Annotated in this window: 19 protein-coding genes and 1 pseudogene; 14 read left to right on the forward strand and 6 right to left on the reverse strand. The window is 44.9% G+C overall.

Annotated elements, in window-relative coordinates; translation table 11 throughout:
• Positions 1 to 177: 177 nt before the first annotated feature.
• The gene (locus QZW82_RS22135) at positions 178 to 1,470 is read right to left on the reverse strand and encodes a glycoside hydrolase family protein (RefSeq protein WP_293152888.1); all 1,293 of its coding nucleotides are present in this window, start codon (positions 1,468 to 1,470) and stop codon (positions 178 to 180) included.
• 296 nt (positions 1,471 to 1,766) lie between these two features.
• Here QZW82_RS22135 and QZW82_RS22140 point away from each other — a divergent pair, with 296 nt between their 5' ends.
• A complete protein-coding gene (locus tag QZW82_RS22140; protein ID WP_293152891.1) occupies positions 1,767 to 3,065 on the forward strand; it encodes an NB-ARC domain-containing protein in 1,299 nt (432 codons plus the stop codon).
• A gap of 3 nt (positions 3,066 to 3,068) precedes the next feature.
• Here the strand turns inward: QZW82_RS22140 and QZW82_RS22145 are convergent, their stop codons facing one another.
• Both QZW82_RS22145 and QZW82_RS22150 read right to left on the reverse strand, forming a co-directional pair.
• Entirely contained in the window at positions 3,069 to 3,587 is a 519-nt protein-coding gene (locus tag QZW82_RS22145) for an isoprenylcysteine carboxylmethyltransferase family protein (RefSeq protein WP_293152894.1), read from the reverse strand.
• 252 nt (positions 3,588 to 3,839) lie between these two features.
• Positions 3,840 to 4,784 carry an aldo/keto reductase gene (locus QZW82_RS22150; RefSeq protein WP_293152945.1) on the reverse strand — a complete coding sequence of 315 codons (945 nt, stop codon included), beginning with the start codon at positions 4,782 to 4,784 and terminating at the stop codon, positions 3,840 to 3,842.
• 150 nt (positions 4,785 to 4,934) lie between these two features.
• Here QZW82_RS22150 and QZW82_RS22155 point away from each other — a divergent pair, with 150 nt between their 5' ends.
• The 6 genes and pseudogenes from QZW82_RS22155 to QZW82_RS22180 all read left to right on the forward strand — a co-directional run bounded on the left by QZW82_RS22155 (position 4,935) and on the right by QZW82_RS22180 (position 12,087).
• The gene (locus QZW82_RS22155; protein ID WP_293152897.1) at positions 4,935 to 6,368 is read left to right on the forward strand and encodes a BCD family MFS transporter; all 1,434 of its coding nucleotides are present in this window, start codon (positions 4,935 to 4,937) and stop codon (positions 6,366 to 6,368) included.
• Between the two features lie 176 nt (positions 6,369 to 6,544).
• Positions 6,545 to 7,378: an inositol monophosphatase family protein gene (locus QZW82_RS22160; RefSeq protein WP_293152900.1), complete on the forward strand. Its 834-nt coding sequence runs from the start codon at positions 6,545 to 6,547 to the stop codon at positions 7,376 to 7,378.
• Between the two features lie 281 nt (positions 7,379 to 7,659).
• Positions 7,660 to 8,270: pseudogene (locus QZW82_RS22165) on the forward strand (transposase family protein); the annotation flags it as partial.
• 91 nt (positions 8,271 to 8,361) lie between these two features.
• Positions 8,362 to 9,381, forward strand: a complete 1,020-nt coding sequence (locus QZW82_RS22170) for an IS4 family transposase (protein ID WP_293152903.1) — start codon at positions 8,362 to 8,364, stop codon at positions 9,379 to 9,381.
• 410 nt (positions 9,382 to 9,791) lie between these two features.
• Positions 9,792 to 10,319, forward strand: a complete 528-nt coding sequence (locus QZW82_RS22175; protein ID WP_293152906.1) for a hypothetical protein — start codon at positions 9,792 to 9,794, stop codon at positions 10,317 to 10,319.
• 49 nt (positions 10,320 to 10,368) lie between these two features.
• Positions 10,369 to 12,087, forward strand: a complete 1,719-nt coding sequence (locus QZW82_RS22180; protein WP_293152909.1) for a hypothetical protein — start codon at positions 10,369 to 10,371, stop codon at positions 12,085 to 12,087.
• A 169-nt stretch (positions 12,088 to 12,256) separates the two neighbouring features.
• Here QZW82_RS22180 and QZW82_RS22185 read toward each other — a convergent pair whose 3' ends face one another.
• Positions 12,257 to 13,564 carry a mechanosensitive ion channel family protein gene (locus QZW82_RS22185; RefSeq protein WP_293152912.1) on the reverse strand — a complete coding sequence of 436 codons (1,308 nt, stop codon included), beginning with the start codon at positions 13,562 to 13,564 and terminating at the stop codon, positions 12,257 to 12,259.
• Between the two features lie 163 nt (positions 13,565 to 13,727).
• Positions 13,728 to 15,875, reverse strand: coding sequence for an adenylate/guanylate cyclase domain-containing protein (locus tag QZW82_RS22190; protein ID WP_293152915.1), 2,148 nt, complete (start codon positions 15,873 to 15,875; stop codon positions 13,728 to 13,730).
• A 1,405-nt stretch (positions 15,876 to 17,280) separates the two neighbouring features.
• On the opposite strand from QZW82_RS22190, the gene QZW82_RS22195 reads away from it, so the two are divergent.
• The 3 genes from QZW82_RS22195 to QZW82_RS22205 all read left to right on the forward strand — a co-directional run bounded on the left by QZW82_RS22195 (position 17,281) and on the right by QZW82_RS22205 (position 21,642).
• Positions 17,281 to 19,758, forward strand: coding sequence for an ATP-dependent Clp protease ATP-binding subunit (locus QZW82_RS22195; protein WP_293152918.1), 2,478 nt, complete (start codon positions 17,281 to 17,283; stop codon positions 19,756 to 19,758).
• A 666-nt stretch (positions 19,759 to 20,424) separates the two neighbouring features.
• On the forward strand, positions 20,425 to 21,018 hold the full coding sequence (gene lepB / locus QZW82_RS22200) for a signal peptidase I (protein WP_293152921.1): 594 nt from the start codon (positions 20,425 to 20,427) through the stop codon (positions 21,016 to 21,018).
• 300 nt (positions 21,019 to 21,318) lie between these two features.
• A complete protein-coding gene (locus tag QZW82_RS22205; RefSeq protein ID WP_293152924.1) occupies positions 21,319 to 21,642 on the forward strand; it encodes a DUF1825 family protein in 324 nt (107 codons plus the stop codon).
• 256 nt (positions 21,643 to 21,898) lie between these two features.
• Here the strand turns inward: QZW82_RS22205 and QZW82_RS22210 are convergent, their stop codons facing one another.
• Positions 21,899 to 23,818, reverse strand: a complete 1,920-nt coding sequence (locus tag QZW82_RS22210; protein ID WP_293152927.1) for a transglycosylase domain-containing protein — start codon at positions 23,816 to 23,818, stop codon at positions 21,899 to 21,901.
• A 296-nt stretch (positions 23,819 to 24,114) separates the two neighbouring features.
• Between QZW82_RS22210 and tyrS the strand changes: the two genes are divergently transcribed.
• From tyrS to QZW82_RS22230, 4 genes are all read left to right on the forward strand, one after another.
• A complete protein-coding gene (gene tyrS, locus QZW82_RS22215; protein ID WP_293152930.1) occupies positions 24,115 to 25,368 on the forward strand; it encodes a tyrosine--tRNA ligase in 1,254 nt (417 codons plus the stop codon).
• A gap of 230 nt (positions 25,369 to 25,598) precedes the next feature.
• Positions 25,599 to 26,318, forward strand: coding sequence for an orotidine-5'-phosphate decarboxylase (gene pyrF / locus QZW82_RS22220; protein WP_293152933.1), 720 nt, complete (start codon positions 25,599 to 25,601; stop codon positions 26,316 to 26,318).
• A gap of 123 nt (positions 26,319 to 26,441) precedes the next feature.
• Positions 26,442 to 26,663, forward strand: a complete 222-nt coding sequence (locus QZW82_RS22225) for a prevent-host-death protein (RefSeq protein ID WP_293152936.1) — start codon at positions 26,442 to 26,444, stop codon at positions 26,661 to 26,663.
• Positions 26,657 to 26,779: a hypothetical protein gene (locus QZW82_RS22230; protein ID WP_293152939.1), complete on the forward strand. Its 123-nt coding sequence runs from the start codon at positions 26,657 to 26,659 to the stop codon at positions 26,777 to 26,779. Before QZW82_RS22225 ends, QZW82_RS22230 begins: the two co-directional genes overlap by 7 nt.
• Positions 26,780 to 26,895: the final 116 nt, after the last annotated feature.

Below are 26,895 nucleotides of genomic sequence, written 5' to 3' on the forward strand. Positions count from 1 at the left end.
GAAAGGGCGATCGCACTCTTCACCTTCATTTCCCGTTATTTGATGAGGAGATGAAGGAGTGACGAAGTGCGATCGGCTTACTATTCAAACACTTTTAAAACTTTAGACAACCCCTAAGATATCTTGTAGAACAGGATTTCCAGATCGCCCTAGATAGTTTTAACAGGTGGTGTCTACTTACAGCAGACCCCAGTCTACAAAAAGGTCGCGAGGATCGTAAAGACGCAAAAGTCTGACCAATTCTTTCAAATCCTCCATTGTGGTTGGGCAAACACATCCAGCACTACCTGGTGAATGTCTTTCGTTCCAATCAACATGAAAGCCGAAGGCATCGCGATCGTCAATCTGGGTGAAATGTTTAATTAGAGGAACAAAGACTGGGCCAATCCCATCATTTTGATGAAAGTGAGCAACATCGTAATTGTCCTTGCCACTCGCCCAATCAATATCCCCGATGACGTAGCGTCCTTGAGGAATTGGCTCTAAACTGCCTGCATCACTATCTTCAGGAAGATTAAAATTCTGTTGTGTGTCACTAATACCTGAAACAACAGAAAGCGAGTTAAGAATGTTTCCCTGAGAACTGATAAAGTCTAGTGACAACCACTCCAGCCCGTCGGAATTTACGTCATTGGTGCGAGTCAGACGGCAATAAACCCGTTCTAACATTGGTTCAGGCAAACGTTTGCGTGACTTAGCAAGTGCAGCAGCAAGTGTTGCTTTTGTTTTGGGACCGAAAATCCCGTCAAGCTTGAGATTATTCTCACCTTGGAACCGTGCAACAACTTCTTTAGTGACAGCAGTATAGCTATTCGGCTGACTGTCAAGTTTGAGAAAACCGCGTTCTGCTAATGCACAATTAAGGATGTAGCAATCTTCGCCGGCAAATCCTTCCTTTAGGGTACGGGTAATCTTCAGGGGAAGTTCTGGTGGCTGATAGGGTTTTTGCAGAGGGGTAACAGCATTATCGGACGGAGTAATTTCGATATCATCACCTGGCCATCCATCCCGTCGGAATAAGGCTTCTTCTTTATTGCGACGAATTACCAATCCTGGTAGCACTTTCCCAGCGCCATGAATCCAGCGATCGAATTCACGGGCGGCTCCCTCGTAGTCTTTCCCGTTGAGCTTACGCAGAAGTGTTGATTTTTTTAAGGCTCCCGATCCGAAATTAAACGTGAACGAAACGAGTGCATCAAACATACCTTGTTTGAGAGAAACTTTGCACAGGTCATTCACTGCTGCTGCCTTCTGTTCCACTTCCAAATTTAACCAGCGTGAAGCGTCAGCCTCAGTAATGACATCACCTTGTTTTACAGCCCTATTTTTATCAATGTGATGAATTGATCCATAACCAATTGTCCATACCCCGACTGGATCAATATAAGCTCCAATTCTTCCATCAGCCAGTTTGCGATGTAGACCTTCTGACTCTTTGATGAGGTTTAAGCAGTCTTGACTTGGTTGCATATTTATAATTATTTCTCCTTTTTATCTTTCCCAATCAAAACCCAAACCATATCGCCCTGCCGGTGAGAAAAAGTGACAACCTTTTGTAAACTTACGTAAATTTCCTTAAAGACTGCTAGCAGTCAATCGATTTTAGATGTTAAATTTTAGATAATGGAATTAGCCTCACCGCCCGTACCGGGGGCTTGTAACCCTATTGCTTTCGGTCAATTGTGTAAATTTGTTTAGATTTCCTGAAAAGCAACTCGCACTTATGAAACATCAGTAATTTACTGAATAGGTCAAAATGGCAAGCTATGAAAGGACAAGAGGCGATCGCCCTAATCGATAATCTGTTACAATCTCTTAACAAAAAGCAAAAACTCACTGACATTCAATCCCGCGTCTTTCTGGAAACTTGGGAAGGAGATTCTTATCAAGAAATAGCCGATCGCCACAAATACGAACACGACTATATCAAACAAGTCGGTTCGCATTTGTGGCGCAATCTCTCTCAAATTCTTGGCGAAAAAGTCTCAAAGCAAAATCTGCAAGCAGTCTTGCGCCACTACCAGGATTGCAGTGCGGGCATCCAAGATTGGGGAGAAGCGATCGATGTTTCCTATTTTTACAACCGCTTGCAGGAATTAGAAACATTAGAAACTTGGATTAGCAGCAATTCTACTCGTGCGATCGGTATTTTTGGACTTGGCGGCATTGGCAAAACTTCTCTGTCTGTCAAACTCGCCCAGCAAATTCAATCTCAATTTGAATTTGTTATCTGGCGGAGTTTGCAGCAAGCACCGACATTAGATGTTATCGTCAGCAATATTTTACCAATTTTAACTAATTCATCAGCAACAAATAATTCTATTCTCGCTCTCATGGAACAGTTGCGCCACAAACGCTGCTTGTTAATTTTCGACAATCTGGAGTCGATTTTGCAAGCAGGAAATCGCAGCGGACAATACCAACAAGGTTATGAAGATTACCGACAGTTATTTGCACGCATTGCTGACGAATCTCACCAAAGTTGTCTGATTTTAACCGGACGAGAACAACCGAGCGGGTTTGCTGTGCGATCGGGCGAAAATTCACCCGTGCGATCGCTCAAACTCTTCGGACTTTCACCGCCTGTATGCCAGAAAATCCTCGCGGACAAAGGATTAAAAGCAACGCTATTGCAGTGTCAAGCTCTTGTCAACTACTTTGGCGGCAATCCCCTTGCTCTCAAACTTGCTGCAACGACTATTCAAACACTTTTTGGCGGTGATATTCAGGCATTTTTAGTGCAAGGAAATACTGTTTTTAGCGATTTGTGGGATTTGCTCGATCGCCAATTCGATCGCTTGTCTCCCCTGCAACAACAAATCATGTACTGGATCGCCATTAATCAAGAAGGAGCGACCCCTGCGAAGTTAAAATCGGAAATTTTGCCCCAAGTTTCGGGACGGCAACTGATGGAAGCGTTAGAGGCGCTGGCTGAACGATCGCTAATTTTCGATGAGCGATCGCTTAATTATACCGCATCCAGCAGTTTAATGCTACAACCTGCGATCGCCGAGTATGTCAGAGAACGATTGCTCGAACGAAACTGTCGATCGAGCAATATCTAACTTTTAATAAATCCCCGGAATTAGTTTTTTTACTCGCTGGCGGTATTCTGAATAGTCGGGATATTTATCGCTCAACCAAGTTTCTTCGCGTCTGGATTTGATGTCAAAAAATATGACTAAAATGGCAGTGGCAATTAAATGAGATAAACTGAATTGAAAGATTGTCCACGCGAAGGCTGCGAAGATGCCACCGCTGTACAAGGGATGTCGAACTATTCCGTAAATGCCTGTTTGGACTAATTCTCCGTCTTCTCTGGGATAGGGTAAAGGTGTGAGGTTTTTTCCCAAATCTATCAGTCCTTTGATGATGAAAGTTAATCCGATAGAGCTGAGAATACTTGCTAAAAACCAGGTAAGATAAAGTAATTGAGTTGATTGAATTTTGAATCCCGGCAGTTGATAAACAGGTAAGATGGCAAATCCTGCGAGCAAGGCTCCTTGAAGCAATACTAAATATTCGCCGCGGCTGTTGTTGTGCCAGCCTTCGCGCGTGAAACCCCAGTCAGTTAATAGTTGTTTCATAGGAAGAGGAAAGTTCGGCTAGGGATTGTGGAACTGACATTTTTGGGCGCATCTGGTAGATTGTTTGTAGTTGCGCGATCGCGTTTAAAGAGCGCTAAAGCGCAACTACGTACCTCGGATAGAGCGCTAAAGCGCAACTACGTACCTCGGATAAAGCGCTAAAGCGCAACTACGTACCTCGGATAGAGCGCTAAAGCGCAACTACATACCTAAGATAAAGCGCTAAAGCGCAACTACATACCTATTAGAGATTTATTCTCGCCAAGGACGTGTCATTAGTTCTAGTTGGTTGACTTCATCTTGGCTTAAAGTCCAGCCTAGGGCGCCTGCGTTTTCTTCGGCTTGTTTTGCGGTTTTGGCGCCGGGAATTGGGATAACTCCGTTTTGGGCTATTAGCCAGTTTAGGGCAACTTGGGCGGGCGTTCGATCGCGCTTTCTCCCCATTTTCCGCAAGGTAGACATGACTAATTCGATTTTTTCAAGGCCCACTTTGCTGAATCGGGAGTCCATTTTGCGGGCTCCTGTAGGTGGTTCTTGGGCTGTGTATTTGTCGGTGAGCAATCCTTGGGCTAGGGGACTGTAAGCTAAAATTGTGACTCCCAATTCCCGGGCTGCACGCACAATTCCTTGTTTTTCTACTTGCCGCGATAGCAATGAGTAACGGACTTGATTTGTTGCTAGGGGAACGCCTCTGGCTGCTAGTATTTTGTGAGCTTCGCGCATCTGTTCTTCGGAATAGTTGCTGACTCCTACTGCTTGAATTCTGCCTTGTTTTACTTCGTCTGCTAAGGCATTCATCAAGGTTTCTTGACTCAGTAAAAAACTAAAGGGCCAGTGTACTTGGTAAAGGGTTATTTGTTCTACTTGCAACCGTTTTAAGCTGGCACTCAAGGCTTCGGAAACAGATTTTCCGGTGACGCGCCACGGTACAGGGCCGAATTTGGTGGCTATTTGCACGGGTTGGCTAGTTTTTTTGATAAACTGTCCCAGCAATTCTTCTGACAAGCCGTTGCCGTAGACTTCGGCTGTGTCGAAAAAGTTGATTCCGGCATCTAGGGATGTGTTGAATGCTGCTTCTACTTCGGCGGCGCCGTAGTTGCTGCCGTAGTTCCAAAATAGTTTGTCGCCCCAAGCCCAAGTTCCGACGCACAGGGGAATGACGGCTGGGCCGTTTTGTCCTAGGGTGATAGTTGTCACGGTTGGTAAATCCACAGTTATTGATTCTCTTTATTTTTATACGAATTTATACGAATAATCCCGATCGAGCTTCTAGCTGTGGGTATAATGGCGGCCGATTGCAATATCTCAGTTACTATAAATTCAAATGTTGTGTTTATTTGAATAGTTATGCCGATCGACGATTTGCCAGATTCTACATTAACAGATTCCACGACTGCTGCTATGAAAAGAGTCAACCTGCTGACTATGTTCCGCCTGGGCTTGTTTCAGATGGGGCTGGGCATGATGTCGATTTTAACTCTCGGCGTGCTCAACCGCGTGATGATTAAGGAGTTGGCGATTCCGGCTACTGTGGTGGCTGGTACCCTGGCGATGCACCAGTTTGTGGCGCCAGCGAGGGTATGGTTCGGGCAAATGTCGGATGCTAAGCCTTTGTTTGGCCATCACCGCACGGGTTACGTGTGGATGGGAAGCGTTTTGTTTGTAATTTCGGCTTTTTTGGCGGTGCAGGTGATGTGGCGCTTGGGCGCTAGTTTAGATGCTGTGGGGTGGACGACTCCGACTTACGGCTGGGTGGGTTTGCTGGGTTTGATTTTTGCACTTTACGGTATCGCGATTTGTTCGAGCTCGACTCCTTTTGCTGCTTTGTTAGTGGATGTTTCGGATGAGGAGGATCGATCGAAGTTGGTGGGTGTGGTGTGGTCGATGCTGATGGTTGGTATTATTATCGGGGCGATTGTCAGCAGCGGTTTGTTGAAGCAGATTGATGGGGATGTGCCGCGGGAAGTGTTGCAGGCTTCGATTAACGGTTTGTTTGTGAAAGTGCCGGCGGTGGTTTTGCTGTTGGTGGGGATTGCGACTTTTGGGGTTGAGAAGAAGTATTCTCGTTACGGGGCGCGATCGATCGCAGTTAATCGAGAAGATAAGATTACTTTGGGAAGTGCCCTGCGGATTTTGACTGCTAGCCGCCAAACTGGTTTGTTTTTTACTTTCCTGCTGGTGATGACGATTTGTTTGTTTATGCAGGATGCGGTTTTGGAACCCTACGGCGGGGAAATTTTTAAGATGCCGATTTCTGAAAGTACGCGGTTGAATGCTATCTACGGTACTGGTGTTCTCATCGGTTTGAGCGCAACTGGTTTTTTAATTGTGCCGCGGATTGGCAAGCAAAATACGATTAGATTGGGTTGTTTGTCAGTGGCGGCTTGTTTTGGCTTGATTATTTTATCGGGATTTACTGGTAATCCCATTGTGTTTAAGTCGGCTTTGATGTGTTTCGGGTTAGCTTCGGGAATTACGACGACGGGGGCGCTGAGTTTGATGTTGGATTTGACGGCTGCGGAAACTGCGGGGACTTTTATTGGCGCTTGGGGTTTGTCGCAGGCGATGGCGCGGGGTTTTGCTACGGTTAGCGGCGGTGCTATTTTGGATTTTGGCAGGACTTTGTTTGGAGTGCCGATGTTGGCTTACGGGTTAGTTTTTACTGTGCCCGCGGTGGGTATGATTTTCGCTGTGTATCTGTTGAGTCGGGTGGATGTTGCGGAATTTCAGGATAATGCTAAAAGTGCGATCGCAACTATCCTTGAAAATGAATTAGACTGAGAATACCGGGCGGTTGAAACCGCGTCTATACAGACCAAACCCGCCTCCGCGGGTTGAAGAAAGTTCTCTTCAGTCCGCGGAGGCGGACTTCGTTTTTGTAGACGCGGTTTCAACCGCCGTCTTCGTTTTTATCAGCGCGGTTTCAACCGCCGTCTTCTCCTACAAACCAATAACTAATGAATGATTTTTGGAAGTCTATTTTAACTTTTTCTCAGACAACTGTCAAGACAATCGGACAGCAGTTTTTGAAAGATTTTGGTTCTGCACAAGCGGATGAGAAAGATGATGGCAGTTTAGTAACGAAGTCTGACAATTGGGCGGATGCGGAGATTAGAAATGCGATCGCACTTGCGTTTCCCAGTCACGGGATTTTGAGCGAGGAAGGAGAACACGTTTTACCCGATACTGAATGGTGTTGGGTTGTCGATCCTCTCGATGCTACCACTAATTTTGCTCGGGGCATTCCGATTTGGGGAATTTCTTTGGGTTTATTGTATCGCGGAACTCCCGTTTTTGGCTGCGTGTATTTGCCACCTCTGAATCAAACTTTCCACGGTTTTTATGCAGAGAATTTGGCCGACGATCCTGTATTGACAAATATGCCTCAAGGTGCGTTTTTAAACGATCGCCCGATTCGCCCGAGTGATGATAAACTGAGTGGAAATCATATTTTTAATTTGTGTTCGCGGAGTGTGGGAATTGGGCCTCATCTTCCGAGTAAAATTCGGATGTTGGGGATGGCTAGTTACAATTTTGTGATGGTGGCTTCCGGTGTGGCGATGGGAGGAGTAGAAGCGACTCCCAAAATTTGGGATATTGCTGGGAGTTGGGTAATTGTCAAGGCTGCGGGTGCGGTTTGGCTGCCGCTGGAGTCTCAGGCAATTTTTCCGCTGGAAGTCGGGAAGAATTATGGGAGGGTTTCTTTTCCAACTTTGGTGATGAGTCGCCAGGAATTGGTGTCGGTGTTTTTGCCGTTTGTTGAAGCTTGGAAGAAGAAAAAAATGGGCTAATCTTAAAGTCGCCTCGAACCCAATAGGTTCGTAGTGAGGACTTTAGTCCTTCTTTGTTGCGGACTAAAGTCCTCACTACGAACCTGTTTTATTTTAATGGAGCGATCGCACAAATCCCACAAATCGTACAATAGACCTCTTGCAAAAGAGTTTTATGATATAATTAAAGATTTTGCTGAGAGTTGATTGAATCCATACTCTTAACTTATTTTCACTTTGGTCTTGTTATAAATAGGATAAAATGCTATAAAGTTCTGTTGTCGTTACAAAACGAGTAAATCATGAAAAATCAATCTTATCTAAATTTAAAACCTTCTCAATTTCAACGTAGATTTGGTATCAAAATTCAAACTCTCAAAGCAATGGTTAATGCCCTCGAAAACTTCCGGCTAGAAAATCATAAATACAGGACGCCGCACCATCTTAACTCTCGAAGAACAGGTCTTAGTCGCCTTGGAATATTGGAGAGAATATCGAACATATTTTCATATTGGGACAAATTGGGGAGTATCTGAATCAACAATTTGCCGAATTGTCACTGATATTGAATCAACTTTAATGAAAACAGGAAAGTTCCGTATTCCGGGGAAAAAAGCATTACTCAAAGACTCTGATTATCCAGAATTCGTGGTGATGGATGTCACAGAAACAACTATTGAACGACCCCCAAAAAAACATAAAAGATATTACTCAGGTAAGAAAAGTGTCATACTCTAAAAACTCAATTGGTAATCAATCAAGAGACAAAAGAAATTATTTGCACTGCTTTTGAACCAGGGCATTGCCACGACTTTAACTTGTTTAAAAAAGTGAAATTTATTTTTATCCGGAAACAAATAGCTTACAAGATAGTGGCTATCAAGGGATAAAAGACTATCACACTAATAGTTATATCCAGAAGTGTTGAATGATAGGAAAAGATTGCTAAAATTGACAGACAAATGTATAATAGGAGAGTTATAAATTATCAATAATCAACTAAAATGTTATTTTCTAACTTCCCCAAAATTGTCAAACGGTATCTCGCCCATTTACCCAAAGATGATTATCCTGTTTTAGATAGCTTCACATTTGTTTCCTGCTGGCTAGGGTTTAGTTTTGACCAAAGTCTCGATACTATGCGTTCCCTATTTTCCCGTTTAAACAGTCGAGATATTTCCCTAGATATATCAACTTTTTTCAAAGCTAGTAAGCATAGAAATATTGATGTTTTTGTAAAAATTTTTGAAAGATTCCAAGCCGATATAAAACGTCAATCAATCAACAAAGATTGTCTCAGCTTATTCCCTTTAGATTCAACGATAGTTACCTTGACAAGTAAATTACTATGGCAACAGGAATACCATCAAGTAAAGTTATTTGCTGGAACAGACAATGAACGGGGAATAATTGATGGAGTACACATTCATTTTGGTCAAGGTCATGACAGTGAGCATGGAGATGAAACCATATCAGCGACACCTCAAAATGGAGTCGCTGTAATGGATAGAGGTTTTTCTAGTTCTGAACGTGTTCAAGCATTGCTAAAAAGAGAAAATCAATATTTTGTACTACGAATTAAGAATAATTCTACTATCAACATGAAGGAAGATGGAACTTATGAAGTGTGGAGTGACAAACGAAAAGTTCAAGTAAGATTAGTGACTTTTTCAGATTTAGAAACACGGACTGAATTTAGGTTTGTTACTAATTTACCTGAATCAGGAAAATTAGCATACACTAAGGTCGAAATTGGAGAAATTTATCGAAGACGATGGCAGATTGAATTGCTGTGGAAATTCTTAAAAATGTATTTAAAATTAGCTCGTCTAATCACTAAAAATACTAATGGAATTAAGATACAAATCTATGCTTGTTTGATTTGTTATTTGTTGCTTCAGTTAGTTGAAGTTCCTAATGAAATTGGAAATAAATTATTAGACAAGTTGCGATATTTACAGGCTTTTATGTGTGTGAAAATCAGCTATATTCACTGGTTTAAGGAACTTGTTTTCAATTGCTGAAATCAGCAGTTGATAGGATTCGTATGTCTATTTTCAGAATCCTATTAATAAGCATTCAACACTTCTGGGGATTGGGTGGAGTTCACCTGTGGAGAAAGTCGAGAAAAGGAAACAATTAATCATCTTTAGCAACCTAACTCGAAGCTGGATCTAGAGAAAATTACCTACATTTAAAAAATATTTCATGATTTTAGCAAAAAACTCTAGTAAATTTACGGATTTACAATACCGATAAGAAGCTTTAATTTGTATCTCAAGATGTTGTTTTCGTTAATTGCTGCTACAGACGAAAACAAACTCACGGTTGTGGGTGAAGCCTTTCAAATCAGGAATATCCAATGAACATAAAATATGGACTGACCGCTATCCTTGGGACATATTTAATATCCACATTTGGAGGAGCGACCGCTATGGCAGCCACAATAGGAGGCACAATCAGGGTTGATATAACTAGGGGCGACTTTGCAGGTATCTATACAGGTGACTTTGCCTACGACGATACCCATCTGACCAAAGTCGGCGAGGAGTTCCTGGTCATGAATGATGGTGACTATCAAGCTCGACCAGGACTGCTATCTCTGAACTTTAGATTTCTGGACTTTGCTACAGGTTTAACTCCTGTTACCTATACGGCTAGTGATGTGGACGGATTTCCAGACGCTCCTGTTTTGGCTTTCTTGAACGGAATTCCAATTCAATTTGGCTTACAAATTTTTTCTGCATCTGGAAAAGACGGACTTATGTTCGGAGATCCCAGGTCATTTAATTTCGCCTTGCGAAATGGAACTATTGGAGGTGATGGGAGTGTGAGCTTAGAAATTACTGAACCTACTACTGAATCTACTTCTGTACCGGAGAACTCCTCCCCCGTCGCCTCATTGTTGGCCTTTTTGGGCTTGGGTGGAGTTCACCTGTGGAGAAAGTCGAGAAAGGGTTAGTCAACAGAAACAAATAATCTTTAACAACCTAACTTGAGAGGAATTTCCCATGACAGTAATCGATACTCCGTTTTTGGTGACAGGTGGCGAAACTAAGAACCCACCTAGCAATGCTTTTAGTCCAAGTCAGCGCCAAATAAATATTCGCGCGCCCTTCGGCACTCCCTCTGCCGATCGATGGAGCGGTCAAAAAGTATGGCTGCTGCTTCCGGGTTTCACAAATCCCGCCGATTATTACGATCCAAATCTGGCGGCAGCCATCAGGGATGCCAACCCAAACGATACGGTTTTAGCCCTTGACTGGACTCAAGTGAGCGGCACCAAGTTCTTCAATATTGGGCCATTAGGGATCGCCGCAGGAGACCTTTACAGGTCTGGTTCGTGGATTACCCCTGTTGCAAATGCAGTCCGAGACAAACTTGTTGAGTGGGGAATGCCAGCCGCAGCACTCAATATTGTTGGTAATAGTCTGGGTGCTCACCTGGCCAGCGATCTTGCGGCCAGTTTCACTAGCAACGGAAGTCAAGTAAGTTCGGTTACAGCCCTTGACCCAGCATCAAATAAGGCGAAAGATGTCAGTCCATACGATAGAGTTAATGGCTACGATACTGACCTATCAAATGGATACGTAAGAAATGGAGGAACTCCAGACCCAATCAAACGCTTAGACCTTGGTGGTGCTGCGGTTTCAAGAAGTTTTAATGGCATCAGTAGTTTAGCAGGAAATGAAGCTCAAGCTGGAACTGCCAAGGAATCATTCCTGTTTGACTTCGGCACCGATCCGAATGATATCGGGAAACAAATTGCTCAACACAACGGTGTCGTCACCGCCTACACAAGTTTGGTTACAACTGATGCAGGTGGCAATTCTCGTTTAGCCACAAATATTCTGGGTCTGAGTGACACGCGGGCCGATCATCAATTTCGACCAAACTTTTATAAAGGGGATTTTAATGTCTCTGCTCAAGTGCATGAAGGAGTGATTCCCGTTGATGCTCAATATAATCCTTTGTTTCTGGTTGCTGCTAAGCTTGATGGCGAGATAAATGACCGAATTATCTATGGGACTAACAGAAACGACGTATTAACAGGGACTGGGATTTTTGGGAAATATTACAACAACAACGGCAACCATACTTATTATTTTGGGGATGGGGACGATATTGTCTCTGCTGGCACTGGCAATGATATCATCTTCGGCGGGAATGGAGTTGACGCCCTTGGTGGCGGAGATGGAAATAATCTGATCTTTGGTGAGGCGGGTGGTGATTTTATCACTGCTGGCACTGGGAATGACACCATCTCTGGCGGGGCTGGAAATGACAACATCAATGGCGGAAATGGCAGGAATACCATTCGCGGTGATGAGGGTAATGATTATCTCACTGGTGGAAACGGCATCAATATCTTGTTTGGTGGTTTGGGGAACGACACTCTCGCAGGTGGTACCGGTCAGAACATATTAAGAGGTTCAGAAAACAACAGTTTGTCTAGTGCTGAGGTAGATACTTTAATTGGCAACAGCGGTCAATCTCTTAACACATTTTATATTGGTGATGGTACAAGAAATTGGTACTCAGTCGCTGGTGGAAATGATTACGCCTATATTCAGAGGTTTAATCCAGACAGTGACATAATTTTAGGTGGCGTGAATATTGAGGCGCAAAACCTCATCACTCAAACCTTTCTCTGGTCTGGAAGTGAATTGATTGCAAAAATTGACGGTCTCTGGGCTTCGCAAATGCAGTTCCCTGTAAGGATATTTTAGGCTTGACTTCTCCGGGTTTTGCAGAGGCGGCTGTGATTCGTTATACTTTGCAGGGTCATAGACCGTGCTTTTTCACCAGCCCCAAGAATGGTAAAATTGTCACAACCCGAACAGAAAATTAGTCCCGAGCCCTTAATTGGTTACTCGATATCAATTTACTTCAAAATCCTCATAGGGAATCAACCTTAGCTCTTGACGAAACGTCTGCCTTTTGAGCCATACTTACGGCTTTGCTTCGCGATTCTATAATTTGACCTATCTCGCGCCCCAAGCTTGGTTGGCGTTCAATCATCGTATTTACAGCATCTGAGTAGATGACAAGAACTTGCAAATCGTCAACGGCGGCGATTGATACCGGACTCGGTTCCCCACTAAATAGTGCCATTTCCCCAAAAAACTCACCACGCAAGATAGTCATTACCTCCAACTCCATGCCAAACTGGTTCCTGACTGTGACCTTAGCCTGACCCGCAATGATAATGTACAAAGCATTACCAGGCTCGCCTTGCCGGATGACCTTCTCTCCCGCACCAAACTTCTGTAAAATAGTTCCCTTAGCTAAGTCATCCAAATTTTTGGGTTCTCTAGCTAAAGGCATAAATCCAGGAATTGAGTGCAGGCTTTGGGCTAACTTAGTTGAAGCGCTATCTGCCTTATCAGCAGCTTCCACAGGATATGAGTATCGGTAACGATATAACGTTAAGTTGTTTCGCTGTGCTGCGTACCAAATTCGTGTCATAAATCGATCGACTATCTGGTCTACATCCTCAAAGTTTTTGATAAAGAACTCCACCTCATACATAATTGCAGTCTCATCATAGGATTTGGTTTTGATATTTGGTTGGGGTTCGGCTAATACTCCTTGGGTAGCCAAGGCTGTACTTGTTAGTACCTGCTTCACGAGGTTAGGCGGGCTATCGTAGGAAAAACCAATATTGAAGCGTTGGTTATAAATGCGTTCTGGTTGGCTGTAATTATGGATGATTCCTTTTCCAATGAACTGATGAGGAACGATTATCATCTGGCGCTGGAGAGTGAGCAGGCGAACCGATCGCCAATTGATATCAACTACCTCACCTTCGATATCTCCAATCCGCAACCAATCACCAACACTAAAGGGACGTTCTAGAAGCAGCGCCATGCCAGACATGACGCTACCTAGTGTATCCTGAAGCGCCAAACCGATCACAATTGAGCTAACGCCCAATCCAGTAGCAAGACCGGCCAAATCAGCACCCCACACTGCCGCTAGCACGATCGCACTTCCTACAAGCACCAAAAAAAACTTAGAAAGATCGATCAGCAATTTGGGCATCCGTGCCCGCCATGTATTAGCCTCAGCTTCTTCAAACAAAATCACATTAAGCAGCGAGAGAGATGCGTAGATGGCAGATATCCAGAACAGTGTTGCTACGAGCTTGGGAAAATTCCCATTAACGTCAAGCTTCAGGACATTCCTGATTAAAATCATCACCATTAAGACCGGCAGGACAAGGTTTTTTATAACCAGCAGGGTAGTCGCCAGTGGTCTAGCGTGCCTTTGTAGGTGATAAATAACCTCTCCTAATAAAACGACGAGGAGTGGGAACCCTAATCCGACAATTACTGCCCACATCTCCCAGTCTTTTGAAGAGCTTAAATTATTCATGGACTTCCTCCGATCCAACATTTACTGGAAGCTTATAACTTGTGATTTGCCAAGCTATTAACTTTTCTTTTCCAGATTCTTGAATTTCACCAACCAACTCAAAATCGTAGAGATCGTGCAGGCGATCGTAGATATCTTGAGACACAAAGATTGCACCGGGGGGACAAGCCGACTTCAATCTATTGGCAATATTTACGGTCTCACCCCAAACGTCATAGAGCAATTTATTTTTACCAATGACACCTGCAACTACATCTCCTGAATTGATACCGATTTCTACGTCTAGATCCAAGCCTTTTTCATAATTAAATCGGTGGACAAATGCCAGCATTTCCAAGGCAAAATCTACCGTGCGTTTGTCATGATCCAAACGTGGCACACTCAGCCCGCATACAGCCATATAACCATCACCAATAGTTTTAATCTTCTCCAAACCGTATTTTTCGGTCATTTCATCGAAGGCTGTTACCAGTTCATCAAGCAGATCGATAACTTCGGGAGCTGACATGGTTTGAGAGAGCTTAGTAAATCGATGGAGGTCGGAAAACAAAACCGAGACATGAGAAATCTGATCGGCAATTGCTCGATCGCCCTGTTTGAGGCGTTTGGCTATTGCGGGACTAAATATATTTAAGACTAATGCTTCATTTTCGCGATTTTTCTGTTGAATTAGTTGAGTTTCGGCACGAAGGCGGCCTATCGTTTGGTTAAATGATTTAGCTAAGTCTCCAAATTCATCTTCTGAACCCGATTTCACTACCGCGTCAAATTCGCCAGCCCCCACCAGGCGGGTGCTAGCGATTAACTTCTTGATGGGTCTGACAAAGATTGCGGTCAGCCACATGGCAACAACCGTGATTAGCGCGATGATTGCAGTAGCTGCGATCGCAATTGTTTTTTCAAAGGAGTGAATTGACGCATAGGCTTCGGAAACATCCATCTCCGCCAATATCACCCACCTCAATCCATCAATATCTAGTGGAGAATAAGAACTCAAAACAGGAATACGACGATAATCCTCGATCACCTGCGTGCCCTGTTTCCCAAACAACGCTTCCTTCACTGCTGTTGTTTGCGCTGGCTGTAGGAGGATTGTAGTATTGAACTCTTTGATTTTCTTGATGGTCTTTTCATCAGTACCGATAGAGGCTAAAATTTTTGCATGACCTTCTGGGTCTTCAATCTGGAAACGAGATGCAGAGCGCATTAGATAATCCGACCCAACCAGATAAGTTTCTCCTGAATCGCCCAGACCGCTTTGTTTCCAATTTTTGTTACCAGTCATCACATTGTTAATTTTGTCAACGGGAAACTGGAACGCCAAAATACCAATAAATTCCGAGCCGTTAAAGATTGGAGCAGCGATAAAAGCCGCAGGCGCACCGTAGGAAGGGCTGTAGGGCTTAAAATCTACTATTTTCACATACCCCTTTCCCTTTGCCTGTCGTGCCGCGGCGATCGCGTTCGCTAGGTTACTCTCTTTGTACGGGCCGTCGATCAAGCTTGTGGTAAAGTCGGCTTCTTTAAAAACCGTGTAGACAACAGTTCCTTCGCGATCGATCAAAAACATATCGTAGTAACCATATTTTTCAACTATATTGCGAAAAAGAGGGTGGTAGCGGGCGTGAACGCGGCTGTAAGCGCTGGCGTCGCCTGGAGTATCAAGGAGAAGTTTCTTGCCAGCGGGGTTGGGATTAGCAGCGATGTAGTGGTACTGTAGGTAACGAGCAGCGGGTGTTTTTGGCCTGTATGCTGCCAGAACAGGCGAACCCTCGTTAGTTCGCGTTAGTTTGGTTAAAAATTCTTTCTGGTAGTAGGTATCAATTTTTGCGTCAAAATTCGCTGGAATTTTAGATTTTTCAAGTTCGCTGTAAGCTGTCTTAAATTCCTGTAGGGCGGCGACTACTGTCAAGTCTTCGCTGAGGGTTTGGGTGTGGTTTTTAAGGGTTTCAAAATAATCTTGGATTTGATAAGCTTTCACAGCCCTAAGGCTGGTTAATTGATTGAAGACTTTTTCGGTCAGAATAGCTTTCCCACTGCTAGAGCATATAAACGTGCTCGCGAGCATAGCGCAAAGGCTGACTACCAGCAACATGACTATGAGTTTTGTTTTTATACTTAAATGATTCACTAATTGCATAGGATTTTTCCTGAGAGTCTGGGTATTATTTCTTTCATCTCTAAGAAGTTAAAGAGTAATCTTTCACCATTGGTAGCGATCGCTTTTGATTTATAGAACCCATTTGACATTTTTTAGCGATCGCCTCACAACAGTCGCTCTACTGCCCAACAGGACAAAAAGAGAAATCCTGGATAGCAGATTCTAAGCTGCTGTGCATCTATATTGTAGAATATCAACATATCATAGGCCAATACGGATTACTTAAGGCTTGGGAGGCTTTCAGATATTAAAGATTCTTTGTTATTCCAGTACCTCTGTGTTTAACTTTTTTGGATTTAAATCTTGAAACATTTTTTTTAACAACTCTTGGTTTTTTTCTCTTGACTCTTGGCGGTAAACTTGCATCAAGTATCTCCAAATTTAACCAAGTTTTAAAAAGCAAATTTCTTGTGGTTATAACCGCTAAATTTTTGGAACAGCACGACGAATAACTCGTAATGTAACCGTGAAAGAAAGACTTAATTGGGAAATTTATGCACTATGCGCTGTTGACGAATTAATGACCGCACAGGTGTGTCATAATAATAGACCATAAATTTATTGCACTACTTTTCTTTGTCTTTGATAACGAACATGAGTTTTTCGTTATAACAGATGTACTTTGAAGTCATGAATTGTATTTTCAACTTCCCAGCTTTGATGATATAGCCTTTCTCAAAAAGGTGAGGTATAATTGACAGCTTACATAACCTCCCAGACAAAGAGGGCTGAAGCCCAACAACGTCCGCGAATCTTTCTGAGAACCGCTATATTCGGCAGCCAATAATTTAGTACGAAATTTTTGAGTATCCCATAAACTTGTAATTAAACGATATCTAATTTCTGCTGTTGGGTCGTTTAAATTTTAAATTGTGTACTCGATTACTCTGATTTGTATGGGTTCAAATCGCATAACTTTGCAACAAAAACTAACAGGAATTACGAAGGCACGCTATATGTAGCGTGTCTGTGTTTCGACAATAGCGATCGATCGCGCAGCGCTCTAAAAGTTGTTCGGGAGAAAATGAGAATAGAGTTTAAAGCAAGCTCAAGTTAACAAAAAATAGCGCATCCGAGCGGATTCATAGACTTCACATGATAAACATTGTGCTAGAATCCATCAATACGTAGTCGTAGGTTGGGCACAGGCCGAGAAGAGCAATCTTCTTGCAGTCTAGGGGAGGTTGTAGGTCAGCCACCATTTGGGTCTTCCCAGTTGAAAGCCACCCTGCAACATGAGCCTGGAATCTGCAACCGCAGCCGAGTGCGGCTTTTGCGGTGGGAGTGTCGCGCTAGAATTGGCATTACGAGTTAACACTCGAACAAAAGCGCTCGTTGTGCGAGCGTGACCTCAAAACGGGCACATAGCAGGTGGGAATAAACCATGTTTGAACGCTTCACAGAAAAAGCAATAAAAGTAATCATGTTGGCCCAGGAAGAAGCTCGCCGCCTGGGTCACAACTTCGTAGGGACAGAACAGATCCTCCTGGGTCTGATCGGGGAAGGAACCGGAGTTGCGGCTAAAGTCCTCAAATCTATGGGGGTTAACCTCAAAGATGCTCGGATTGAGGTCGAAAAAATCATCGGGCGCGGTTCGGGCTTCGTAGCAGTCGAAATTCCGTTCACCCCGCGCGCTAAGCGGGTTCTAGAACTGTCCCTCGAAGAAGCTCGCCAACTCGGACACAATTATATCGGCACTGAGCACCTGCTGCTGGGCCTGATTCGCGAAGGTGAGGGAGTCGCGGCCAGAGTTCTGGAAAATCTGGGAGTAGATTTGTCGAAAGTCCGCACCCAAGTGATTCGGATGCTGGGAGAAACGGCAGAAGTCGCAGCCACCGGCGGCGGAGCTCGCACTAAAACCCCAACCCTGGACGAATTTGGTGCCAACCTGACTCAAATGGCGGTCGATGGTAAGCTTGACCCCGTAGTCGGACGGCAAAAAGAAATCGAACGGGTAATTCAAATCCTCGGTCGCCGTACTAAAAATAACCCGGTACTCATTGGCGAACCCGGAGTCGGCAAAACTGCGATCGCCGAAGGTCTGGCCCAACGCATCGCTAACAACGATATCCCAGACATCCTCGAAGACAAGCGCGTCGTCACCCTCGACATCGGCCTCCTGGTCGCCGGTACGAAATACCGGGGGGAATTTGAAGAACGCCTCAAAAAAATCATGGACGAAATCCGCACGGCGGGTAACGTGATTTTGGTGATTGACGAAGTACACACTTTGATCGGTGCTGGTGCGGCTGAAGGCGCGATCGACGCAGCGAACATCCTCAAGCCGGCTTTGGCTAGAGGCGAACTCCAGTGTATCGGCGCTACAACCCTCGACGAGTACCGCAAACACATCGAGCGCGATGCCGCCCTAGAACGGCGCTTCCAGCCCGTGATGGTTGGCGAACCTACCGTTGACGAGACGATCGAGATTCTGTTCGGTTTGCGGGAACGCTACGAACAGCACCACAAGCTGAAAATCTTGGATACAGCCCTGGAAGCCGCAGCCAAACTGTCTCACCGCTATATTTCTGACCGCTTCCTCCCAGACAAAGCAATTGACTTGGTAGACGAAGCTGGTTCGAGAGTCCGCCTGATCAACTCCCAACTGCCGCCCGCAGCTAAGGAACTTGATAAAGAACTCCGCCAAGTCCTGAAGGATAAAGACGAAGCGGTGCGTTCTCAAGACTTTGACAAAGCAGGTGAATTGCGCGATCGTGAAATGACGATCAAAGCCGAAATCCGCGCTATTTCCCAAGCCAAAAAAACCGACTCGGCGGCCCGCGGCGAAACAGATCCATCGCCAGTAGTTACCGAAGAAGATATCGCTCAAATTGTGGCAAGTTGGACGGGCGTACCGGTCAACAAACTGACTGAATCTGAATCCGAAAAACTGCTGCACATGGAAGATACCTTGCACCAGCGCTTGATCGGCCAAGAAGAAGCAGTGAAAGCCGTTTCCCGCGCCATCCGCCGCGCTCGCGTGGGCTTGAAAAATCCCAATCGCCCGATCGCCAGTTTCATCTTCTCCGGCCCCACAGGCGTCGGCAAAACCGAACTGACGAAAGCTTTAGCCGGCTACTTCTTCGGTTCCGAAGACGCCATGATTCGGTTGGATATGTCCGAATACATGGAACGTCACACCGTCTCCAAACTTATCGGTTCTCCACCAGGGTACGTCGGTTACAACGAAGGCGGCCAACTCACAGAAGCAGTCCGCCGCCGTCCTTATACCGTCGTACTGTTCGACGAAATCGAAAAAGCCCACCCCGATGTCTTCAATATGCTCTTGCAAATATTGGAAGACGGCCGCTTAACAGATGCCAAAGGTCGCACCGTGGACTTCAAAAACACGCTGCTGATTATGACCTCCAACATCGGTTCTAAGGTCATTGAAAAAGGTGGCGGCGGCCTCGGTTTCGAGTTCGGCGACAACCAAGCTGATGCTAATTACAACCGCATTCGCTCCTTGGTTAACGAAGAACTGAAGAACTACTTCCGCCCAGAATTCCTCAACCGACTTGACGAAATTATCGTCTTCCGTCAGTTGAACAGGGAAGAAGTCAAGGAAATTGCCGTTATCATGCTCAAAGAAGTGTTCGGCCGCTTGACGGAACAGGGAATCACTCTGGAAGTAACCGAAAAATTCAAGGAACGGCTAGTAGAAGAAGGCTATAACCCCAGCTACGGAGCCAGGCCCCTGCGCCGCGCGATCATGCGGTTGTTGGAAGACAGCTTGGCTGAGGAAATCCTTTCTGGCCGCATCAAAGATGGCGATATCGCTGTTGTAGATGTGGGCGACGACGGAATTGTCAAGGTGCTGCAAGGTCAAAAACGGGAATTGCTGCCCCAAGGCGCTGAGTAAGATTGAGTAAGTGCGATCGCGAGTAAAGTTGCGAAATAACCAATCTGGCGATCGCAGATAACTAGAAATCCTTACATAAAAAAGGTAGAGAATCTTAATTCTCTGCCTTTTTCATGAGTTAATATCAAGAGTAGACTTATAGCGGTTTTCAGAAAGATTCGCGGACGTTGTTGGGCTTGGGCCCTCTTAGTGGAACTGGTTATGTAAGCTGTCAGTCGTACCTCATCTTTTTGAGAAAGGCTATATTAAATCAATTTTTGATTGATAGGGAAACCGCAGATAAATGCAAATAAACGCAGATAATTGTAAGATAGTTTGCAATTTGTGCAGTTCAAGTCTAATAATTAACAGCGATATACAGCGGTTCTCACAAAGATGAGGTACGTTGTTGGGCTTGGGCCCTCTTTGTCTGGGTGGTTTTGTAAGCTGTCAGTCATACCTCATCTTTTTGAGAAAGGCTATATAGCCTTTTTTAGAAAGATGAGGTACGACTGGGCATAGGATATACCTTACTTTTTCGAGAACCGCTATATTTCAAAGGTAAGCTGTTCGTAGTGCGGACTTAAGTCCGCTCTCAGGCTGCGGACTTAAGTCCGCACTACAAACCCATTTTATGTCGCAACAGCTTATTAGATAATTTGTGGCAATTATTATAGAGAGGACTCAATGACATCTGAAGAAAAGAAGTTAGGTACAGAAGTAGCAGAAATGCAGCCTGAAACATGGTGGCAGAAAGCCTGGAAATCGCAGCGAGAAAATCTTCAGATAGTGATTATTGCTTTGGGTTTAGCAATAGTGATTCGATCGTTCGTGGCAGAACCGCGCTTCATACCCTCAGATTCTATGGTACCAACTCTGCGCGTGGGCGATCGCGTCGTAGTCGAAAAAATATCCTACTACCTAGAACCTCCAAAAACTGGTGACATCGTAGTATTTGTGCCGCCGGAACAGTTGCAAGAACAAGGCTTTACCCAAGATCAAGCATTTATCAAGCGGGTAATTGGCTTGCCCGGGCAACAAGTAGCTGTCAAAAAAGGTCTAGTTTATCTCAACGACAAACCCCTCGTCGAAAAATATATTGCCGAACCTCCTAAATACCAGTGGGGGCCTTATGTCGTCCCGGAAAACCAATACTTCGTCATGGGAGACAACCGCAACAACAGTAACGACTCTAGCAGGTGGGGATTTTTACCTAAAAAAAATATCATCGGCCGGGCTGTATTGAGGTTTTGGCCGTTTGAACGCATCGGACAAGTTTGAAGAAGTCAGTTGACAGTTGACAGTTGACAGTTGACAGTTGTCAGTTGTCAGTTGTCAGTTGTCAGTTGTCAGTTGTTATTGCAAGCCCAATGCCATAAAGACCCCATGCCCCATCCCTCGACTTGGCTTCGCGCAATTCCCAATTCCCGATGCCCATGCCTTATCCTGTACGGAAATTGCTACTAATTTTTGCGCCTTGAGCGGTAGAGAGTTCCTCCGGCAACTGATAAAATAGTACCAAAAGCAGCGGGATTTCCCGCCTAGATCAAAATCACTTCAATATTAAAAATTAGGAAAGCTATGGGATTTTTTGATTCAGAAATTGTTCAGCAAGAAGCTAAGCTGTTGTTTGAAGACTATCAATCTCTCGTCGCACTAGGCGGGAATTACGGCAAATTCGATCGCGAAGGCAAGAAGATGTTCATCGCTCAGATGGAGTCAATGATGGAGCGCTACCGTATTTTTATGAAGCGCTTCGAGCTGTCTGAAGACTTCATGGCTCAGATGACAGTCGAGCAGTTAAAAACACAGCTAAATCAATTTGGGATTACGCCCCAGCAGATGTTTGAGCAAATGAACTCAACGCTGGAGAGGATGAAATCTGAACTGGAAAAGCAATCATAAGTTGACAATTGACAGTTGACAGTTGACAGTTGGTAATTACCATTACTTCTTTCCTCCTTGCTTATTCCTTTACTCAACTTTTAACTGTTAATTATTAACTGTTAATTCATCCTTATTCCTTCGCTCAACAATCAACAGTCAACTGTTAACTATTCCTTCGCTCAACAGTCAAATGTCAACTGTCAACTAAGAGGGCTCTCACGGGGGCACTGCCCCTACAACTGTCAACTGTCAACTGTCAACTGTCAACTGATAATTAAGGTCGTTCAAAAGAGGAAGGAGATTTGAAATCTTCTTCAGGAACGCCCTGCAAAGCTTGGCTCATAAAATCGCGCCAAACAGGGGCAACGATAGTACCGCCAGTAGCACCGTAGCTCATCGGTGTGTAATCGTCATTGCCTATCCAAACAGCCACCGACAACTGCGGCACGTAACCCACAAACCAGATATCCCTTTCTGAGGAGGTTGTGCCAGTTTTCCCAGCAGCGGGCCTCCCAATTTGGGCAGCCTTGGCAGTACCGTTGTAAATTACTCCTTGCAGGGCGCTGTTGACAGATGCCGCAGCCCAGGCGTTGAGTACCAATTTGGGTTTGGGCGTGTTGTCTAGTAATACATTGCCGCTGCTGTCGGTGACTTGCACGATAAATGTGGTGTCGGAATGCCAGCCGTTGTTGGCGAAGGTAGCAAAAGCTCCGGCCATTTCTAAAGGAGTGAGGTCAACTGCACCCAAGGGTAAAGAAACTACGGGTTCCATGGGGCTTCTGATGCCGAGCACCCGGCAAATTTCAATTACTTTATTCAATCCGACTTCTTGGCCGAGCTTGACAGCGGGAATGTTCAGTGATACTTCCAAAGCTCTGCGGATGCTGACGGCACCGGAGAAGCCGCCGCCGTAGTTTTGAGGGTAGTAGTAGCCGTCGCCGTCGCGGTAGCCGACAGGGGAGTCGTAGACAACTGAATCGGGGCCGTATTTGCCTGTAGCAAAGGCAGCGTAGTAGATGAAGGGCTTAAAGGAAGATCCGGGCTGGCGGCGTGCTTGAATGGCGCGGTTGAATTCACTCTTTTGGTAATCGACGCCACCAACCATGGCTTTGACGAAGTGGGTGCGGGGATCGACGGCTGCTAGGGCAATTTGACCTTGGTCGCGATCGTAAAAAAGTCCTTGATAGTAAAGTCGATCGTGCCACGCTTTGACGGTTTCTTCGGCGATGCGCTGTAGTTTGAGGTCGATCGTAGTTTGAACGCGCATTCCACCCTTAACCACGGCATCTCGCCCAAAACGCCGTGTCAACTCCTGGACTACGGCTTGTGTGACGTAAGGAACTTGAGAGCCGCCAAAAGAAGTGATTTTGCCCAGCTTAATTTTTTGCGCTCGGGCGCTTGCTTCTTCAGCTATTGTAATCCATTTGAGTTCCCTCATCCGGGTTAAAACGATTTCCTGCCGTTCTTTTGCCAACTTGTAGTTGACGAAAGGACTGTATTCTTCGGGGGCGGAAATTAAGCCGGCCAGCATCGCTGATTCTGCAAGGCTCAAATTCTCGGCTGACTTGTTGAAATAGCTTCGAGAAGCTGTCTCTACGCCGTACAAGTTGTGACCTAAATAGATTTGATTTAGGTACAGTTGCATAATTTGGTCTTTGTTGAGAATTTGCTCCAAGCGGATAGACATTACCGCTTCAGCTATCTTGCGACTAAATTTTGATTGGGGAGATAGAAACAAGTTCTTGACTAGCTGCATAGTCATAGTCGAGCCGCCTTCAACAGTTCTACCTTTCTCTAGGTTGACTATGAGAGCTCGGGCTATCCCGCCGGGGTTGATACCTTTGTGGGTAAAGAAGTTGCTATCTTCGATCGCCAGAACAGCCCGTTTCAGGTTCGGGGAGATTTTTTCAAGGGGTACGACATCGCGGTTAGCTTCATCGTGGATGCTGGCTAGGGGCCGGCCGTTGATGTCGTAAATGTGGGTAGTTTCGGTGGGAGAGTAGGTTTGCAAGATGCGAACATCTGGCAAATTGCGGAAGCTGATCGCTAGGCCAACCAGTCCGCCGGCGACTACGGAACTGGCAAGCATGGTCATGCTGAGTATGGTTCCGGCGGTCACTTTGCTGACTGACTGAACAAACTCGAATACAGGGGCTGGGTTTTCCGTATTTTTGCGGACTGCGTTGGTTGACACGTGGATTTCACTTCCTCACTCGATTTGGGGTTTAAGACTTTTAATTTTAGATGGCAACCCTGGAGGCTGTCAGTCGATCGATTTTAGATTTTAGATTTTAGATTTTAGATTTTAGATTTACTCCAAAGATAAATTTAGGAGTTTGAACCTTAGTCTAAAATTGTGGGATGTCGGCGACTCCTGTCGGGGTTGGTATCCGTTTCTGGATGGGTTTGCTAATAAAAGCCGGTCAGCTTTGGGATTATAGTAGCTTTATAGTTTTGTGTTTATGTGTCAATCAGTGAGTGTAACGAATTATGCTGCACTTTGGCAAAAATATCATGGACGATCGCTCTTTTATGATTTCTCCTAACTTTTCTGGAATTTACCGCGGCATCAGCGAAATTTTTCCCGATCGACCTGATTCTAGCAACCCTGACGAAAATCTGGCGCAATTGCTCGCTCATAGCGATCGACCGTTGCGAGTCAAACTGGGAATCGACGCCACAGGGGCGGACATTCACTTGGGACACAGCATTTGCTTCCGCAAGCTGCGAGCTTTTCAGGATGCAGGCCACACGGCGGTACTGGTCATCGGAGATTTTACCGCAAGAATTGGCGATCCGACAGGGAAGTCGGAGACGCGCGCTCAGTTGACAGCCGAACAAGTGGCGGAAAATGCCAAGACTTATTTAGACCAAGTGCGTCCGATTCTAGATTTTGACACGCCCGGACGTTTGGAAATTCGCTATAACTCCGAGTGGTTGTCCAAATTGGACATGGCGAAGATTTTGGAACTGCTAGGCACGATGACGGTGCAGCAGATGCTCGCTAAAGAGGGATTTGATAACAGGATGCAGCAGGAAAATGCGATTTTCCTGCACGAGTTTCTGTATCCAGTAATGCAGGGTTACGATTCAGTAGTCTTGGAAGCGGATGTGGAGTTGGGCGGAACCGACCAAAAGTTTAATATTGCGGTGGGGCGAGATTTGCAGCGGCATTTTGGGATGAAGCCGCAGTTTGGTTTGCTGATGCCGATTTTGATCGGGACTGACGGGGTGCAGAAGATGTCGAAGTCTTTGCATAATTATGTGGGTTTGTCGGAAGATCCGCTGACGATGTATTCTAAGTTGGAGAAAATATCCGATCGCTCGATCGCCCAGTATTTCGAGCTATTGACAGATTTGCCGCTTGATGAATTGCCAGAAAATCCGCGCGAAAAACAGAAACTTTTGGCTGTGGATGTGGTAAGCCAGTATTATGGTACGTCCGCGGGCGATCGGGCACAACAAGATGCGATCGCACTAATCAAAGGTGCAGCCGGACAAGCCGATGCTGTGGCGGAGTTTTCTTTAGCTAGCGTGGAGTTTCCGGCCAAGTTGTTTTATATTCTGAGTGCTAGCGGGCTTTGTAAAAGCAGCGGCGACGCGCGGAAGTTGATGCAGGGTGGCGGAGTGAAGTTGGAGGGCGAGAAAGTTTCTGATGTTAACCTTACCTTTGAATCGCCTGCTGAATTGGCTGGTAAGGTTTTGCAAGTGGGCAAAAATAAGTTTGTGCGATTGGTGTCTTGAGTAGGGATTTGTTAACCGCCATTTGTGTCAACTTAAACCTAGAACCATTGATAAATCTCGCCTTTATCCGAGGCCAGATCCCCCTAAATCCCCCTTAAAAAGGGGGACTTTGAGTAGACTCTTGTCCCCCCCTTCTTAAGGGGGGTTAGGGGGGATCTAGACTCGAACGCCAAACAGCAGTCTATGACTGCGTTTGATGTTTTGAAACCAATCTATACGAAGTTCTTACTATGAACAACGATACTACGATCGCAGATAAAATCATTGTTGCTTTGGATGTTTCGAGTCAATCAGAGGCGCTCGCACTGATCGACAAACTGCCCGATGTATCATTCTGGAAAGTCGGTTTAGAGTTATTCGTTAGCTGCGGCCCGGCAATTATCGAGATTCTGAAAGAGAGGGAAAAACGGATTTTCCTTGATTTAAAATTTCACGATATCCCGAATACTGTAGCTGGTGCTTGTCGGGCTGCTGCTAAATACAATGTAGATTTATTGACTATCCATTCTACTTGTGGTAAAGATGCTCTAAAAGCAGCACAATCAGCTTTAGTAGAAGGGGCAGCGACGGATCAACCAACTACTAAATTGATTGCAATTACTTTGTTAACGAGTTTGAATTCGCGACAGTTAGCTTTTGAGTTAAAAATACCTTTAGAATTGCCGGAATATGCTTTGCACATGGCATTGTTAGCTAAGGAAACAGGTTTAGCTGGTGCTGTTTGTTCTCCCCAAGAAGCGGAACAGTTAAGAATGAGTTGCGGGGATGATTTTTTATTAGTTTGTCCCGGGGTGCGTCCGAAATGGGCCGAGGGGGGCGATCAAAAACGCTCGATGACTCCGAAAGCTGCTTTCAAAGCTGGTGCTGATTATTTGGTGATTGGGCGGCCGATTACGGCTTCCGACGATCCGGTGGCCGCTTTTGCACGCATTTGTGAAGAGTTGGGATAGCAATATGAATGTTTATCTGCTGATATCTGCGATTGCTGTAAAGATACCTAAGGAATCTTGACAAACAGCATGGCGCTAAAATATAATTAGTATTAACGCTACACAAATTATATTTTAGCCACGATGAAAACTATTGACAAAAGTCAATTAAAAGCTAACTTACTAGAATTTTTGCGACTTGTAGAGCTAGAAGGCGAAGAAATTTTAGTGATGGATGGAACCAAACCTGTTGTGAAAATTTCTCAGTATGAAAAGACTCTTTCAACGGAAGAATTATTTAAGGATATGCGGGGGAAAGTAAAATATTTTGAAGATTTAACTACCCCAACAACGGAAGAATGGTAGGAAGTGTCAAAATAGAATGGGAACATCGAGATCCGGCAGATAGAGTGGTTGTAGCAGTTGCCAAAAGAAATCAAGCTGCGATTATTACAGCCGATCAGAAAATAGGGCGTTGCTGAATCAAGGTATGAATGCTCCAGGAATGGGAATATCGTCAAACTTCAAGTAATGTATTAATAATTTAATAGAATGCTTGAGCATTTCCTCACATTTAGAATAACAAAGAGTCTTGCGA

The organism is Microcoleus sp. bin48.metabat.b7b8b9.023 (genome assembly GCF_013299185.1).
Classification (GTDB): domain Bacteria; phylum Cyanobacteriota; class Cyanobacteriia; order Cyanobacteriales; family Microcoleaceae; genus Microcoleus.